General features: G+C 73.3%; 14 protein-coding genes. 3 read left to right on the forward strand and 11 right to left on the reverse strand.

Annotated elements, in window-relative coordinates; genetic code table 11:
* Positions 1–645: 645 nt before the first annotated feature.
* From ACRYRX_RS22045 to ACRYRX_RS22080, 8 genes are all read right to left on the reverse strand, one after another.
* A complete protein-coding gene (locus ACRYRX_RS22045; RefSeq protein ID WP_432515315.1) occupies positions 646–1,305 on the reverse strand; it encodes a riboflavin kinase in 660 nt (219 codons plus the stop codon).
* Between the two features lie 47 nt (positions 1,306–1,352).
* Entirely contained in the window at positions 1,353–2,441 is a 1,089-nt protein-coding gene (locus ACRYRX_RS22050) for an ABC transporter ATP-binding protein (RefSeq protein ID WP_432515316.1), read from the reverse strand.
* Positions 2,438–3,298, reverse strand: a complete 861-nt coding sequence (locus ACRYRX_RS22055; RefSeq protein WP_432515317.1) for an ABC transporter permease — start codon at positions 3,296–3,298, stop codon at positions 2,438–2,440. The genes ACRYRX_RS22050 and ACRYRX_RS22055 overlap by 4 nt, the downstream gene beginning before the upstream one ends.
* Positions 3,295–4,200, reverse strand: coding sequence for an ABC transporter permease (locus ACRYRX_RS22060; RefSeq protein ID WP_432515318.1), 906 nt, complete (start codon positions 4,198–4,200; stop codon positions 3,295–3,297). The genes ACRYRX_RS22055 and ACRYRX_RS22060 overlap by 4 nt, the downstream gene beginning before the upstream one ends.
* Entirely contained in the window at positions 4,197–5,264 is a 1,068-nt protein-coding gene (locus tag ACRYRX_RS22065) for an ABC transporter substrate-binding protein (protein ID WP_432515319.1), read from the reverse strand. Before ACRYRX_RS22065 ends, ACRYRX_RS22060 begins: the two co-directional genes overlap by 4 nt.
* Positions 5,265–5,840: 576 nt before the next feature.
* Positions 5,841–7,091 carry an aminotransferase class III-fold pyridoxal phosphate-dependent enzyme gene (locus ACRYRX_RS22070; protein ID WP_432515320.1) on the reverse strand — a complete coding sequence of 417 codons (1,251 nt, stop codon included), beginning with the start codon at positions 7,089–7,091 and terminating at the stop codon, positions 5,841–5,843.
* Positions 7,088–7,876 (reverse strand): SDR family NAD(P)-dependent oxidoreductase, encoded by a 789-nt coding sequence (locus ACRYRX_RS22075; RefSeq protein WP_432515322.1) that lies wholly within the window; start codon positions 7,874–7,876, stop codon positions 7,088–7,090. The genes ACRYRX_RS22070 and ACRYRX_RS22075 overlap by 4 nt, the downstream gene beginning before the upstream one ends.
* A 130-nt stretch (positions 7,877–8,006) precedes the next feature.
* Positions 8,007–8,693 (reverse strand): SDR family NAD(P)-dependent oxidoreductase, encoded by a 687-nt coding sequence (locus ACRYRX_RS22080; RefSeq protein WP_432515323.1) that lies wholly within the window; start codon positions 8,691–8,693, stop codon positions 8,007–8,009.
* A gap of 247 nt (positions 8,694–8,940) precedes the next feature.
* Between ACRYRX_RS22080 and ACRYRX_RS22085 the strand changes: the two genes are divergently transcribed.
* Positions 8,941–10,428, forward strand: coding sequence for a PucR family transcriptional regulator (locus tag ACRYRX_RS22085; RefSeq protein ID WP_432515324.1), 1,488 nt, complete (start codon positions 8,941–8,943; stop codon positions 10,426–10,428).
* Positions 10,429–10,465: 37 nt separating this feature from the next.
* Here the strand turns inward: ACRYRX_RS22085 and ACRYRX_RS22090 are convergent, their stop codons facing one another.
* Positions 10,466–11,995: a flavin-containing monooxygenase gene (locus ACRYRX_RS22090; protein ID WP_432515325.1), complete on the reverse strand. Its 1,530-nt coding sequence runs from the start codon at positions 11,993–11,995 to the stop codon at positions 10,466–10,468.
* 37 nt (positions 11,996–12,032) lie between these two features.
* Positions 12,033–12,866 carry an alpha/beta fold hydrolase gene (locus tag ACRYRX_RS22095; RefSeq protein WP_432515326.1) on the reverse strand — a complete coding sequence of 278 codons (834 nt, stop codon included), beginning with the start codon at positions 12,864–12,866 and terminating at the stop codon, positions 12,033–12,035.
* Positions 12,867–12,949: 83 nt separating this feature from the next.
* On the opposite strand from ACRYRX_RS22095, the gene ACRYRX_RS22100 reads away from it, so the two are divergent.
* Positions 12,950–14,074, forward strand: coding sequence for an alcohol dehydrogenase catalytic domain-containing protein (locus ACRYRX_RS22100; RefSeq protein WP_432515327.1), 1,125 nt, complete (start codon positions 12,950–12,952; stop codon positions 14,072–14,074).
* A gap of 64 nt (positions 14,075–14,138) precedes the next feature.
* Positions 14,139–14,795 carry a TetR/AcrR family transcriptional regulator gene (locus ACRYRX_RS22105; RefSeq protein WP_432515329.1) on the forward strand — a complete coding sequence of 219 codons (657 nt, stop codon included), beginning with the start codon at positions 14,139–14,141 and terminating at the stop codon, positions 14,793–14,795.
* A gap of 24 nt (positions 14,796–14,819) precedes the next feature.
* On the opposite strand, the gene ACRYRX_RS22110 is transcribed toward ACRYRX_RS22105, so the two are convergent.
* The coding region (locus tag ACRYRX_RS22110) for an LLM class flavin-dependent oxidoreductase (protein WP_432515331.1) at positions 14,820–15,328 on the reverse strand (509 nt) is incomplete at its 5' end.

Consider the following 15,328-nt stretch of genomic DNA (forward strand, 5'->3'; position numbering starts at 1 on the left):
CCAACGTGTAGTGCTCGGCGAAGAACGCCTCGTCCAGACCGTACTGATCGGCCCAGCGCGTCACCCGCAGATCACGCGCGATCACGTCCGCGGCCGACTCCCGGCCGGCGGCGTACTGCGACGCGTAAGGGATGTTGAGAATGCCGAACTTCACGCTGTCCTCCTCGCGGTACGGCCGGACGGGCACCGGTGCCCCTCCTCCTGGTGGGTCCAGCGTGCCGCCCGGTGGTCCGGGTCTGCTTGGACGGCAGTGCCACCTCGCTGGACGCCAGCGCCGGGGAGGCGGCGGGTGGGCCGGCTGCACGCCGAACGGCGTGGAGGACTGGCCGGCCTCGTCGTCCGGGAGGGGGTCGAACCGGTCGCCGAGGCGCTCGACGAGGTCGGCTCCCGCGCCGCGATCCACGAGCACTGCGCCGACCACGCCGAGGTCTTCCTCGCCGACGAGCCGATCGCACTGCCGGAGGGTTCCCCCGGCCGGGCCTTCGTCCGGCACACCCGGTGGGGCCCTCCTGGGCGTCGTGCCGTGGAACTCCCCCTGCTACCAGGTGACCCGCTTCGCCGCGCCGGACGTGGCCGTCGCGGAGGTCGGCGGGGCCGCGGGGGCCGGTCCTCACCGGCGCGCCCGGTCCCCGGGTGGGCGCCGTCTCACGCCACCCCGGCGGCGCGGGCCTGCGCGGCCAGGTCCTCCACCTCGGGGAACCGCCAGCGCAGGTACCCCGCGGGGATGCCGGTGGCCGCCGCGACCCCGTCGTGCGTCAGCGCCTCCGGGGGCACCCCGGCCGCCGCCTCCGCGATGGCGGCCGTGCGGCGGCGGGCGCGGGCGAGCGTGCGGGCCGACCGCCCGGGGGTCTGCGCGGGCACCCTCGCCCACCTGCCGCGGTGACCGCGGCGCGTGGTCCCCGGCGTCCGCGACCAGCCGTTCGCCCGGGCCCACGCGGTGGCCTCGTCGACGTCGCAGGCGATCTGCTCCATGAGCTCGATGGACCCGGCGAAGGCCCGCTGCGGGCGCAGCCGCTGGTGCAGTTCCACCCGCAGGTGCCGTCCGTAGAGGTCCCCGGACCAGTCGAGCAGGTGCGCCTCCAGGAGGCGGACGCCCTGCCCGCCGTAGTAGGTGGGGCGGCGACCGACCGACACCACGGCGGGGCGGGCCCCGGTCGGGTCCCCGTCGACCACGGTGACGGCGGCGTACACCCCGTCCAGCCGCACGGCCCGCGGGTCCAGCAGGTTCGCGGTCGGGAACCCGAGTTCCCGTCCGCGCCGGTCGCCGTGGGCGACCACTCCCTCGACCACCGTCGGTTCGTCCACGTCCTCCTCCTCCTCGCTGCCCCGCGGCGGTGCCGGCGGGACGGTTCTCAGCTCAGCGACGCCGCCGGGTTCGGGGCGTCCAGCCGCACCGCGGTGTTCGCGGCCGGGATGACGTGCGGGCGGGCACCGTCGTAGGTGACGGTGACGCGCTGCCCCGTCGCGAGCAGGGACCCGCGCCCGGCGTACGGCGTGCGGACCACGACGGGTTCGCGCGACCGGTCCACGTCGAGCTCGATGCGGGAACTGCCGCCCTGGAACTGCACCTGGCGCACGACGCCCTGGATGCGGTGGGCACCGGAGGCGGGTGCCGCGGGGTCCTCCACCCGGAACGCCTCGGGGCGGATGACCACGAGGTCACCCGGTTGCCCGCCCACGTCGCCGCTGAGCGGTCCGGCCGCCCCGGAGGGGTCGACGGCGAAGAGGTTCACCTCGCCCAGGAAGCGGGCCAGGAACTCCGACGACGGCTGGCAGTACATCTGCTCCGGCGACCCCGCCTGCTCCACCCGGCCCCGGTTCATGACCACGACCTGGTCGGACATCGCCAGCGCCTCGGACTGGTCGTGCGTGACGCTGATGGTGGTGACGCCCACCTCGCGCTGGATGGCCTTCAGCTCGCTCTGCATCGACTCGCGCAGCTGCTTGTCCAGCGCCGACAGCGGTTCGTCCAGCAGCAGCAGTTCCGGCTGCGGGGCCAGGGCGCGGGCCAGCGCGACGCGCTGCAGCTGCCCCCCGGACATCGTCGAGGCCCGCCGCTTCTGGAAACCGCCCAGCTGCACGAGCTCGAGGACCTCGGCCACGCGCTTGCGGTGGTCGCCCTTCCAGCCCTGCGCCTGCAGGGGGAACCGCACGTTCTCCGCGACCGTCATGTGCGGGAAGATCGCGTAGTTCTGGAACACGATGCCCATCCGCCGGGCGCCCGGGGCCAGCTTGGCGACGTCGCGTCCGCCCAGCAGCACCTGCCCGGAGTCGGGCTGGAGGAACCCGGCGATGACGTTCAGCGTCGTCGTCTTGCCCGACCCCGACGGTCCCAGCAGCGTGACGAAGGTCCCCAGCTTCACGTGCAGGTCGACGTCGCTGAGGATCTGGTTCCCGCCCAGCGCGAGGTTCAGGTTGAGGATGTCGACGTTCTGGCTCATGCCGGATCGGCCTTTCCGTGAGAACCCCGCAGCGCACGGGACCGGGATCGGGTCGCTCGTCCGGCGAGGGCGACGAGCAGGAAGAGGAGCAGGGTGAAGAGGATGATGCAGCCGCTCACCGAGGCCAGCAGCGGCGAGACGTTCTGGGTGGCCTCGGTGTAGAGCTTGGCCGGCAGCGTGCTCTGCCCGGGCGGGGCCAGGAAGAGGGCCAGGACGACCTCGTCGAAGGCGAACGCGAAGCTCAGGAAGAACGCCACGAGGATGCTGCGGCGCAGCAGCGGCAGTTCCACCCGCCACGCCGTCCGCCACCAGCTCGACCCCATGCTCGAGGCGGCCCGCGACAGCGCAGGGTCGATGGAGGCCATCCCGCCGGCGACGGCGACGAAGGCGATGGGCACGCAGAGCACGGCCTGACCGACGACCACCGGCAGCAGGGAACCGGTGATGCCCACCGTCCGGGTCAGCTCGCCCAGGCCCAGGGCGAGCACGACGAGCGGCAGGACCATGGGCAGGAAGAAGACCGGCCGCAGGACCTTCGCGGACCGCGGGCTGCGCGAGATCCCCAGCACCGCGAGGGTCGCGACCGCCGTCGCCACCAGCGACGCCGCGAAGGACGCCTTGAGCGAGGTCTGCAGCGCCCGCGCCCACTGGGAGTCCCCCAGCACCGCCTCGTACCAGCGCAGCGACAACCCGCGCGGCGGAATCTCCAGGAAGCTCCCCGACGTGAAGGAGGCCGGGATGACGATGAGCATCGGCACCAGCAGGTAGACGGCCATGAGGACGCCGACGACCACCACGAGGGGCCGGGGACCGCGCAGCGCCCGCTGGAGCTGGCGGTCGGCGGACAACGCGTTCATCGACGCTCCCACTGGTCGGTGATCTTGAAGATGCGCTCGGCCAGGACGTACAGGACCGTGACGGCCAGGAACAGCAGGCTGCCCATGATCGCCGCGGCCTTGAAGTCGAACGTCCCGCTCATCTGCTTGCCGATGAGCGTGCCCATCGTGAGCTGGCTGGGCCCGCCGAGGAAGGCCGGCGTGATGTAGAACCCCAGTGAGATCATGAAGACCAGCAGACCCCCGGCCGTGACGCCCGCGGCGATCTGCGGCAGGACGACCCGGAAGAAGGTGAGGCGTGCGCTGGCACCCATGCTCCGGGCCGCCTTGACGAGGTTGCCGTCGAGCGCGGCCAGCGACGTGGACGTCAGCAGGATCGAGTACGGCAGCATGACGTGCACCATGCCGAGGTACATCGCCGACGGCGTCTGCAGGACGGCCAGCGGCCCGTCGACCAGACCCACCGCCGACAGGGCGTCGAAGACGATGCCGCGCGGCTGCAGCAGCAGCACCCACCCGTAGGTCCGCACCATCAGCGAGATGACGAAGGTGGCCCCGATGGCCAGGCCCAGAACCACCTTGACCGGCCTCGGCGCCAGCGTCACGGCCAGCGCGTAGACCAGCCCCAGCACCACGCACAGCACCGTCACCAGCACGGCCATGACGACCGTGCGCCACAGCGCCTCGCGGAACAACGGGTCACCCACCACCGACCCGACGGTGCTCTCACCCTCGCCGAACAGCGCGAGCCAGAGCACGTACCCCATCGGCAGGGCGACCGCGACGGTCAGGAACAGCACGGGCAGCGTGAGCAGGGTGCGCGCGCCCGACCCGAGGCGGTAGCGGGTCAGCGCGCTGGGCGTCTGCTCGTACGACAGCCGTTCGTCCGCGACCGTCGCCCCGCCCGTGGTGGAGGTCGTCACCGGGCCACCCACGCGGTGTACCGCGCGACGTAGTCGTCGGTCATCTTGGACAGCGAGGCGGTGTCGACGGTCGCGGCCACGGCCACGTGCTCGTCCGACCCCGGCAGCTTGGCCAGCACCTCCGGCGACAGCAGGTCGTAGGCCGCTTCCAGGGTCGGTCCGTAGAAGCTCTTCTCGGCGAGCTCCGCCTGGCGCTCGGGGTTCGACATGAAGGCGAGCAGCTTGTTCAGGCCGTCGGGGTTCGGCGCCCCCTTGGGCAGGGTGTACCCGGTCCACGGGAAGTAGACGTTCTGGTTCCACTCCACGACGATGTCGGGGTCCTCGTCGGCCAGCGCGGTGGCGCGCCCGTTCGGCAGGACGGCCATGTCGACGCTGCCGGCCTGCACGCCCTGGGTGATCGCCGCGTAGGACTCGTAGATCGTCAGGTGGTCGCGCAGCTCGTCGAGCTTGGCGAAACCCCGGTCGAGGTCGAGGGGGTAGACGTCCGCCGGTGCCACGCCGTCGGCCATGATGGCCGGTTCGATCGTCGCGACGTAGTTGCTGGACCAACCCCGCTTGCCGGGGTACTTCGCGGTGTCCCAGAAGTCGGCCCAGCTCTTGGGCGGCGTCGGGCCGACCGCCGACTTCCGGTACACCATCACGAACGCCTGCGTGTACCCGCCGGCGGCGTAGTCCTGGAACTCGGGGTCGACCGTGTCCGCGCGCGGCACGTCGGGCGAGAGCTTCTCCACGATGCCCTTGCCGACCCAGTCGATCACCGTGAACCCGTCGGCGTCCATCGAGTCCCACTCGCTGCGACCGGCCGTGGCCATGGAGACGTACCGGGCGACGTCGGCGTTGACGACGACGACCTCGATCCCGGTCTCCTCGGTGAAGGGGTCGAAGTAGACGGCGCGCAGCGCGTCACCGAAGGGACCGCCGTAGTTGGCCATGACGACCTGACCCCCGCCACCGCCGCCCCCGCCGGTGGTCCCGCTGGAGTTCCCGCAGGCCGCCAGGGTCGTGGCGGTCAGGCCCGCTGCCGCGCCGGTCAGGACCCGGCGGCGGCTCAACGCGTTGTTCACAGTGACTCCAGGTGTGTGCGGTGGGGGTTCTGATCGTGACGGGGGTGCCCGTCACCGTGTGCGGCGGGTCCCGGGACCCGTGAGGGTGCGTCCTCCGGGGCGGCCGCCGCGGTGCGGTCGTCCCGGGGGGCCTGCCCGGTCACCGCGCGCCCGGGGCCGGGGCCGACCCCGGTCGGGACAGCTGGTGCGGTCACGTCCACTCCTGTCGGTCTCGCTACCTCGTCCGTGCTCCCCGGTTGCCGCCGCGGCCCGGCGGCGGTGAGCCGTCGCCTACCGCTCGCCCGACGTCCTCGTCGGCCGGGCAGCGGCACCGCGGTCCCCTCGAACCCCGGTGCACCTTCCTCGTGCGTCGTACCGGCGTGTCCGCCCGACGGACGGCGCCGCCGCTCGCGCGAACTGCCGCCGTCGATCTCGCACACCCCGAGTGTGAGAGAGGACTCTCAACTTTTCAAGACCGCGACGTGCAGATTAACCAACCGGAAACATGCCGCGGAGGGTTTCCGGCGGGAACCGCGCAGCCCGGGACGACGCGACCGGACGACCGCGTCCGGCAGCGGTGGTCACCGCCTCCGGGGTTCAGCGGCCGGCGGCCACCGACCGGCCCGCGGCCACCAGCCGTGCGACGGCTTCGTCCACGACCCCCTCGTCCATGACCGTCGACAGGCACGTGAGACCACCGGCGGACAGCAGCAGCCCCTGTTGGTAGGCGGCCCAGAACAGGGCCTTCTGGGCCGTCCTGCGCTCGTCGGCGGCCCAGCCGACCGGGAAGGGCCGCAGGACCGACCCCGAGCGGCGGACCTGCCACCCGGTGCCGTCCAGCCCGTCGCCGGCGCGGCGCTGGAACCGTTCGGCGAGGGCGTTGAGGCGCTGGACCTGCCCGGGTCCGAACAGGTCCAGCGTCACGCGGCCCGCGGTCATCGTGACGGGGTTGGCGGTGAAGGTCCCCCCGTGCACGAGGGCCCCGGGCCGGCGGACGTCGAGGACGCTCAGGGCGTCGGCGGTGCCCACCACGGCACCGACGGCGAAACCCCCGCCGATCGTCTTGCCCAGGGCCATCAGGTCCGGCCGCACCCCGAACTCCCCGGCCAGCCCACCGAACCCGTTGCGGAAGGTGACGACCTCGTCGACGACGAGGAGGGCACCGTCCGCCCGGGCCAGGCGCTCGGCACCGGCCACGAACCCGGCCGTGAGCGGCTGCAACCCGGCGGAGTTGGCGCACAGGTCCAGGACCACGGCGGCGATCCGCCCGCCGTGCGCGTCGAACACCCGTTCCAGGGCGGCGTCGTCCCCGCGCGGGACGACGAGCGTCTGGGCGCGCACGCCGTCGGGAACTCCCGGCGCCCCGGCGTCCAGCAGCGCCGGGAGGACCGCGTCGGCCGTCCCGTGGTACCCGGGCCCGAGGACGACGACGAGGTCGCGTCCTGTGCGGGCCCGGGCGACGCGGACCGCGAGCATGACGGCCTCGGTCCCGGAGTTGGCGAACCGGACCTGCCCCGCCCACGGCAGCCGCGCCAGCAGCGCGTCCGCCATGAGGAGTTCGTCCTCGTTCGACACCCCCAGGGACACCAGACCGGCGTCGAACCGCTCGCGCACGGCGTCCAGCACCGCCGGGTGCGCGTGACCGTGCAGGTTGACGGTCATGTTGTTGTTGAGGTCGATCAGCTCGTGACCGTCCTCGTCCACCAGGGACCAGCCCTGCGCGGACCGGGCGTAGGGGGCCCGGTCCCCGACCGCCAGCGGTCCCCGGCCGAAACCACCGGGCAGGACCCGGAGCCGGTGCTCGTCGAGCGCGGACGGACGGCGCACCGACGCGTCGGTGGCGGTCACCAGGCCGTCACCCCGCCGTCGACGCGGATGTCCGTGCCGGTGACGTAGCTGGCGGCGTCGCTGAGCAGGTGGGCCACGACCCCGGAGACCTCCCGCGGGGCGGCCCCCCGGGGGGCACCGTCCTTCCGGGCCAGGGTGCGCGGGGCGATCGTGTACTGCAGCCGCCAGTCCGTCGCGGCCGTGCGCACGGCGCGCTCCTGCTCGACGAGCTCGGTCTCGATCCACCCGGGCGAGACGCTGTTGACGCGGATGCCGTCGTCGGCGTAGTTGACGGCCGCGGTGCGGCTGACCGCCACGATCGAGGCCTTGCTGGAGTTGTACGACACGTACCCGGGAGCACCGAGGTGCGCGTACGCCGAGGCGACGTTGACGATGGAGCCGCCACCGGCGCGCCGCATGGCCTCGGCACCGATCTTCGTGCCGAGGAACACGCTGACCGCGTTGACCTGGTGGACCCGGAGGAAGGCCTCCAGGCTCTCGTCCTCCATCAGGGCCACGTGGACGATGCCGGCGTTGTTCACCAGCCCGTCGAGCTTGCCGTGGGTGGTCTCGACGTGGGCGACGACGTTGCGCCACTCCCCCTCGCGGGTGACGTCGAGGTGGGCGTACTCGACCGCCAGGCCCTCCTGCCGCAGGGATTCCGCCTCCAGCCGGCCGACCTCGTCGAGGATGTCGGCCAGGACGACGGTGGCCCCCTGCTGCGCGCAGAGCCGGCCGTGCGCCGCCCCCTGGCCGCGCGCGCCCCCCGTGATGAGGACGACCCGGCCGTCCAACGGTCTGCTCATGGACCTGCTCCTCCGCATCGAGTGTCGGGGACCAATGTCGTGCGAGCCGGGTGACCCGCACAACTGGCACGCCGACCAAGCGGGTGCGGTCCACCTGGCTCCGAGCACGAAGCGTGAGGAGTCCCCGGGTTCAGGCCGAGGGGAACTCCTCACGGCCCTGGGCGACCACCGTCTGACCGGTGAGGTGGGTCAGGAGCGCGGGGTCGGCCAGGCGCACGATGCTGGCCGCGAGCTCCTGCGGGGACATCGCCTCCGGCGGCAGGGTGCCGACCTGGGCCTTGATCTGCTCGGTGGCGATGTAGGCGGGAGCGACCGCCACGGTGCGGATGCCCTTGGCCGCCAGCTCACCGGCCGTGCCGGCCGTGAGGTTGATGACGGCGGCCTTGGAGGCGCTGTACAGCAGGGACTTGGGGTGGGGGGTCATCCCGTCGACGGAGGCGATGTTCAGGACGGTCCCCGGGGTGCCTTCCTCGTGCGTCCGGTAGAACCCGCGGGTCACCAGCCACGTGCCCAGCACGTTGATGTCGAAGATGCGGCGGTAGCGGTCGACCGAGAAGTCCGACAGCATCGTCCGCGGGTAGATCCCGGCGGCGTTGACGGCCAGGGTCGGCCGGCCCAGGTCCTGCACGACGCGGTCGAACGCTGCTTCGACCGCCGCCTCGTCGGTGACGTCGACGGTCAGCTGCAGGAGCCCCTCGGCGGGGTCGCCCTCGCGGATGTCGAACCCCGCCACCCGGTACCCGTGGGCGAGCAGTTCCTGCACGACGGCGCGCCCCAGACCCGCTGCGGCACCGGTCACCACGGCAACAGCACTCACGTTCTCTCCTCGTGTTCTCGGAAGTCGCCTGCACCGCGGGGACGTCGACCGTCCTCCGCGCCGAGCCCGGCCCGGCCCACCCCGGCCGCACGCCCGCCGGCGTCGGGCCGGCGCCGTGGCGAGGAGAGTGAGAGACGACTCTCAGTATCACACGGGCGGCCCGGCGACGGAACCCACCCCGTGGGGCACAATCGCGGCAGCCGGGCGCGATCGTGCCCCGGTCGGTGCGTGGAGGTGCGAGGGCGAGATGAGTTCCCTGACGATCCAGGACCTGCTGGACGCCCCGCAGTTCGGGTGCCGGCTGGTCGCCGGTGCCCACGGGGCGGACCGGCCGGTGGGCTGGGTGCACATCAGCACCACCCCGGAGATCGTCCACTGGATCGAGGCCGGCGACCTCGTCCTGACCGGTGGGGGGAACCTGCCGCGGGACCGGGCCGGGCAGGAGGAGCTCGTGCGCCAGCTGGTCGAGCGCGGCGCCTGCGCACTGGCCCTGGGCAGCACCCACGGCCCCGAGGACCTGTCCGGTCTGCGCGACGCCGCCGACGCCGCGGGGTTCCCGTTCCTGACCGTCGACCGGGCCGTCCCCTGGGGCGCGCTGGGCCGGGCGGTCGCCGTCGCCAACGAGCAGCGGGTGTCCTCCGGTCTGCTGCAGCAGATCCGCGTCTTCGACACCCTCCAGGCCCGGGCCCGCGGCGACATCACCTTCGCCGAGTCGCTGCAGGTGCACTCCCGCATCACGGGGTACGCGTTCCACCTCGTCGACGACCGGGGGGCGACCGTCCTGCCCGAGCTGGGTCCCCTGCCCGCGGGGTTCCCGGTCGAGCGGCTGCGCGGGGACAACGTCCTCATCCCCGAGGGGTACGCGCTGCCCATCGTCATGGACTCCGAGCGCGTGGCCACCCTGGTGGCGGTCCAGGAACGGCCGGTCCCGGCGAGCATGGCCGCCGTCCGGCACGTGGCCACCCTCGCCGCGTGGGAGCTCGCCGACCGGGAGCGGCGGCGCGAGGTGGCCCGCCGCGCCGGCGGCGACGCCCTGCGGCAGGTGCGCGACAACGTGCTGTCCCCGCAGCGCGTCCTGGACCTGCTGGCCCGCTTCGACTTCCCCGCCGGTCCCGTCCTGGTGGTCCGGTGGCAGGGCGACGAGCGCCAGGTGACCCGGGTCGACCGGCTCCTGACGACCGACGGCCGGCCGCACCTGCTCGACGTCGTCGACGGCACGGTGGAGGTGCTGCTGCCGGCCGGCGCCGAGGACGTGTGCGCGGACCTCGCCGCCCAGCTGGGGGTCCCGGTCGGCTACAGCGCTCCCTGCGACGACCTGTCCACGCTGCCGCTGGCCTCGCGGCAGGCCGAGTGGGCGCGCCAGCGGGCCGCGCGCCACCCCGAGGGGGGGCGTGCCCGGGGGTACGCCGAGGAGTCCCGCGTCGTGGGCTGGTTGCCGGCCGACGAGACGCTGCTGAACGTGCTGGTGCAGGGCACCCTGGGGCCGCTGATCGCGTACGACGAGCGCACCGGCGGGGACCTGCTGACGACCCTGCGCACCTACCTCGGCAACGACCGCTCCCTGGCGGGCACCGCGACGCAGCTGGGCGTCCACAAGCACACCGTGGCCTACCGCCTCGGGCGCGTCGCCGAGCTGACCGGCCGGGACCTGCGGGCGACCGAGGCGCTCAGCGAGACCTGGCTGGCCCTGACGGCGTACGACATCGTGCGCGGCGCCCTGCCGCCGTCGCGCTGAGCGGCCGGCGGCAGGGACGCGGGGTCGGGACCGCGGGTCAGGACGTCTCGAGCAGCCCGGCGAGGCGCTGCGCACCCGCCCCGGTGTCGTCGGTCGTCCCGTCGAGGCCGTAGGGCGCGGGGTCGAAGGGCGAGTTCACCTCGCGGAAGGAGAACGCGAAGTCCGGCCACAGGGTCGTGAGCCGGTTCGAGCGGTGGTCCACGTACCAGCTGCGGCAGCCGCCGTCGAGCCACACCGTGCCCCGGCTCATCTCGTCGAGCTGACGGGTGTAGTCCTGCTCGACGGAGTCGAGGACCTCCAGGACGCGACCGGTGCGCACCCCCTCCTCGACGGCGGCACCGATGTGCTCGATCTGCGCTTCGGCCACGTACACCGAGGAGTTGTGGCCCAGCCCGGTGTTCGGGCCGTTGACGAGCCAGAAGTTCGGGAACCCGTGGACGGCGGTGGTGGCGTAGGCCTCCATGCCCTTCGACCAGCGGTCGGCCAGCAGCTGCCCGTCGCGGCCGCGGACGCGTTCGGCGATCGGCAGTTCGGTCGTCTCGAAACCGGTGCAGGCGATGAGGACGTCGAGCTCGACCAGGCGGCCGTCGGTCAGGCGGACCCCGGCCTCCTCGATCGAGTCGATCCCCGTCGTCTCCAGCGCGACGTTCTCCCGCAGGAACGCGGGGTAGTAGTCGTCGGACTTCAGGATGCGCTTGCAGCCGATGACGTAGTCGGGCGTCAGGGCGTCCCGCAGCTCCCCCGCGGGCACCTGGGAGGCGAGGTGGTCCAGCGCGGCCCGCTGCACCGCCTCCACCAGCGCGGGCGTCATGCGCCGCTGCGCGTAGCGTTCCTCGTTGGCCCAGAAGATCCCGCGCCGCTCGGCCCGCATGGCCTCCGGCACGCGGGCGAACATGCGCTTCTCGGCGGCGGTGTACTCCTTGTCGGGCCGGGGCGTGACGTACGGCGCGGACCGCTGGAACACCACCAGCTCCGACACGGCGCCGGCGATGCTGGGGACGACCTGGATCGCGCTGGCCCCGGTGCCGATGACCCCCACGCGCTTGCCCCGCAGGTCGACCGCGTCGTCCCACTGGGCCGAGTGCATCAGCTGCCCGCCGAAGTCGTGCAGACCGCGGATGGCGGGGTACTTGGGGTCGGAGAGGTGACCGACGGCGGAGACCACGAACCGCGCCCGGTGGGTCTGCCCGCCGGCGCGCAGTTCCCACTGCGAGGCCGCCTCGTCCCAGGTCACCTGCTCGACGTCGGCCCCGAACCGGACGCGCGGCAGCACACCCTCCTCGCGGGCGGTCTCGCGCACGTAGTCGAGGATCTCCCCCTGCGGGGCGAAGGTCCGGCTCCAGTCCGGGTTCAGCCGGAACGAGAAGGAGTACAGGTGCGAGGGGACGTCGCACGCCGCCCCGGGGTAGTGGTTGTCCCGCCAGGTCCCCCCGACGTCCTGCGCGCGCTCGAGGAGGACGAAGTCCTCGACACCGCGGCGCCGGAGGGCGCACGCCGTCCCGATGCCGGCGAAGCCCGCACCGATGATGACGACGTCGTGGACCTGGGTCTGGTCAGCTGTGCTCACGGAGGGGTCCTCCCGGATCGGTCTGGGTGGGGATCGGTCAGATGGCGACGGTGTCGACCAGCGCACCGGCCGGGGCGAGTCCGGGACGTCGGCGCAGGAAGTCGTCGATGAGCTTGAACACCTGCGCGGGGCGTTCGGTGGTGGCCGCGTGCCCGGTCTCGATCTCGGCGAGGCGGGCGTCCTCGATGCCGCCGAACAGGAACCGGCCGTGGTGCGGACCGACCATCTGGTCCTCCAGCCCCGAGATCACGAGCGTCGGCGCGCTGATGCGGTCCAGGTCCCGGGCGATGTCGACGCGCGCGTTGAGGCGCATGGACTCCTCCACCCCGTCGGGGAACGTCCGGGCGGCGACGAGCTGGGCGATCTCGGCGTCGGTGCGCGCCCGCAGGTAGCTCTGGCCGAAGGCGACGAAGGTGCTGAACCGCGCCAGGCTCTCGCGGTCGGAGGCGAACAGCCGCTGCCACAGCTCGTTGCGCAGCCGCTGGACCCCGTCGGTGCGGGCCCACCCGCAGACGAGGACGAGGTTGCGCACCAGGTCGGGCCGCTCGGCGGCCAGGGTCGCGGCCGCCACCGCGCCGAGGGAGTACCCGACCAGGTCCACCGCCTGGCCGGGAGCGCGCTCGGCCAGCACGGCGAGGACCTGGGTGCGGATGTCCTCCAGCTCGGCCGCCGGGGCCAGGTCGACGGCGAGCACCCGGTGGCGCGCGGCCAGCATCGGGTAGACCGTGCGGTAGTGGGTGGCCGCCGAACCGCCGGTGCCGTGCACGAGCAGGACCGGTGCGGGTCCGCCGGGCACCCCGGTGTCGTGCCACCCGACGTCCTGGCCGGCGACCTCGACCGTCCCGGTCACCGCGTCCTGGTGGATCTGCATCATCGCTCCTTCAGTGCCCGCCGTATTGAGAGTAAACTATCAGTTGATAGCGAGAACTCACAGAGATCGAGGAGACGTCGACCATGGACATCACCGGCGCTGTTCTGCGGGAGATGGGTGCCGCGCGCCCGTACGGGCAGTCGCGCCCGATCGACGTCGTGCCGCTGCGCCTGGACCCGCCCGGCGAGGGTGAGGTCCTGGTCCGCGTCGAGGTGGCGGGGCTGTGCCACTCCGACCTCTCCGTCATCGAGGGCAACCGGCCCCGCCCGATGCCCATGCTGCTCGGCCACGAGGCCGCCGGGATCGTGGAGGAGGTGGGGCCCGGCGTGCCCGCCCACCTCCTCGGCCGGCGCGTCGCGACCACCTTCCTCGCCCGGTGCGGCGCGTGCCCGGAGTGCCGCACCGGCGGCCGGCTGCCGTGCCGGGAGGGCTCGGCCACCAACGCCGCCGGCACCCTGCCCTCGGGCGCGATCCGGCTGCACGAGGGCGACCGCCCGGTCCACCACCACCTCGGCGTCTCCGGCTTCGCCACCCACGCCGTCCTGGACCGCCGCTCGACCGTCCTGGTCGACGAGGACGTTCCGGCCGCCGTCGCCGCCCTGTCCGGGTGCGCGCTGCTGACCGGCGGGGGCGCCGTGGTGAACGCCGCCCAGCTCACCGACTCCGACTCCCTCGCCGTCGTGGGCCTGGGCGGCGTCGGGATGGCCGCCCTGCTGACCGCCCTGGCGGTCGTGGGACCCGGCGGTCACGTGGTCGGGGTGGACCAGAACCCCGACAAGCTGGCGGTGGCCCGCGCCTGGGGCGCCCACGAGGCCCTCACCCCCGACGAGGCGCGCGAGCGGGGCACGCGGGTCGACGTCGTGATCGAGGCCGCCGGGCACCCCCGGGCCTTCGAGACGGGCCTGTCGCTGCTGGCCAGCGGGGGCCGCCTCGTCACGGTGGGGCTGCCGGCACCCGGCGCGACGGCGCAGGTGGAACCGCTGGACATCACCGCCCGGGCCCTGAGCATCGTCGGCTCCTACCAGGGATCGGCCGTCCCCGAGCGCGACATCCCCCTGCTGCTGGACCTGTGGCGAGCGGGGCGGCTGCCCGTCGAGCGGCTCGCCACCGCGACGAACAGCCTGACGGAGGTCCACCGCGCGCTCGACCGGCTCGCCTCGGGCCAGGCCGTGCGGGAGATGATCCTCCCGGGCACCCCCGCCGGGTAGGCTCCCCGTTCCGGGCAGGCTGCGGCGGACCGACAGCCCGCCGCAGCCTGCGATGAGGAGCCGGATGTCCGCCTCGGACGTGGACGAGTCGAAACTCCCCCTGCGTGAGCGCTCCCGACGGGACAAGCTCCGGCGCATCCGGGAGGCCACCGAGCAACTGCTCCACACCCGCACCCTGGCCGAGATCACGATGCGCGACGTCGCCCGCCTGGCCGGCATCGGCGAGGCCACGCTGTTCCGGTACGTGGCGGTGAAGGAGGACCTCCTCCTGCACGTCTTCGGCCACCGGATGGAGGACTTCATCACGTCGGTGGAGGCGAACCCCCGCTTCCGCCCGCGGTCGGGGGCGACGGGCCGGGTGGTGGTGAACCGGGTGCGCGAGCTGTACCGCCTGCGGGCCGACTTCTACCTCGCCTCACCCGAGAACGTCACGGACTACGTCCGGATCGGGTTGTCCACCGGCAACGCGCTGGGCGGGCTCAGCGTCGAGCACGGCGACCGCTTCATCCACGTCGTGGAGAACCTGCTGCGCGCGGGTCAGCAGGACGGCGTCATCGCCGGCGACTGGGACGCCCACACGGTGGCGGGGAACTGCCACGGGTTGTTCATCCACGAGATCCTGCGCTCCCCCGCGCGGCACTTCCCGGCGGGGACGTTCCCGCAGCGCATCGACGAGCGGTTGCGCACCCAGCTCGAACCGCTCGTGCGGGTCCCCGGCTGAGGGGACCCGCACGAGCGGGGCCGGTCAGGCCTCGTCGGCGCCGGTCAGGTCGGCCAGCAGCGGCGCGACCTCCTGACCCAGGAGCCGGAAGTTGTGCTCGTACGCCTCCTCCTGACCGCGCATGTCGTACGTCGACGTCTGCAGGCACCCGAAACCGCCGGTGTGCTCGTACAGGGCCCGCACCTGGTCGGCCACCGTCCGCGGGGAGCCGACGAAGAAGAAGTTGTCGATGAGCCAGTCCACCGTCAGCTCGGAGTCGTCGACGGCCCCGCCCGTGAGCAGTCCGGTCAGACCCAGCCGGGCGAAGGTGGGCAGGTTCGACGAACGCCACAGCTCGGCGATGTCGCTGCCGCGCACCAGCGCGCGGGCTTCCTCGTCGGTGTCGGCGACGACCACCAGGCGCGTCACGCGCCAGTCCTCGCGGCGGGGGTCGTGCCCAGCCCCCCGCGCCGCCTTCTCGTACGTCTCCCAGTGCTTGACCAGCACGTCCCCGTGCACCGCCTGGCTCATCGGCTGGTAACCACGCCGACCCG

The organism is Kineococcus lubricus (assembly GCF_050871965.1).
GTDB lineage: Bacteria > Actinomycetota > Actinomycetes > Actinomycetales > Kineococcaceae > Kineococcus.

What these genes read in the sequence shown, in the direction of transcription:
- ACRYRX_RS22105 (WP_432515329.1), top strand. Translation starts at nt 14,139, where the DNA reads ATGTCCGCCTCGGACGTGGACGAGTCGAAACTCCCCCTGCGTGAGCGC.
- ACRYRX_RS22075 (WP_432515322.1), bottom strand. Translation starts at nt 7,876, where the DNA reads ATGAGCAGACCGTTGGACGGCCGGGTCGTCCTCATCACGGGGGGCGCG.
- ACRYRX_RS22085 (WP_432515324.1), top strand. Translation starts at nt 8,941, where the DNA reads ATGAGTTCCCTGACGATCCAGGACCTGCTGGACGCCCCGCAGTTCGGG.
- ACRYRX_RS22050 (WP_432515316.1), bottom strand. Translation starts at nt 2,441, where the DNA reads ATGAGCCAGAACGTCGACATCCTCAACCTGAACCTCGCGCTGGGCGGG.
- ACRYRX_RS22095 (WP_432515326.1), bottom strand. Translation starts at nt 12,866, where the DNA reads ATGCAGATCCACCAGGACGCGGTGACCGGGACGGTCGAGGTCGCCGGC.
- ACRYRX_RS22055 (WP_432515317.1), bottom strand. Translation starts at nt 3,298, where the DNA reads ATGAACGCGTTGTCCGCCGACCGCCAGCTCCAGCGGGCGCTGCGCGGT.
- ACRYRX_RS22100 (WP_432515327.1), top strand. Translation starts at nt 12,950, where the DNA reads ATGGACATCACCGGCGCTGTTCTGCGGGAGATGGGTGCCGCGCGCCCG.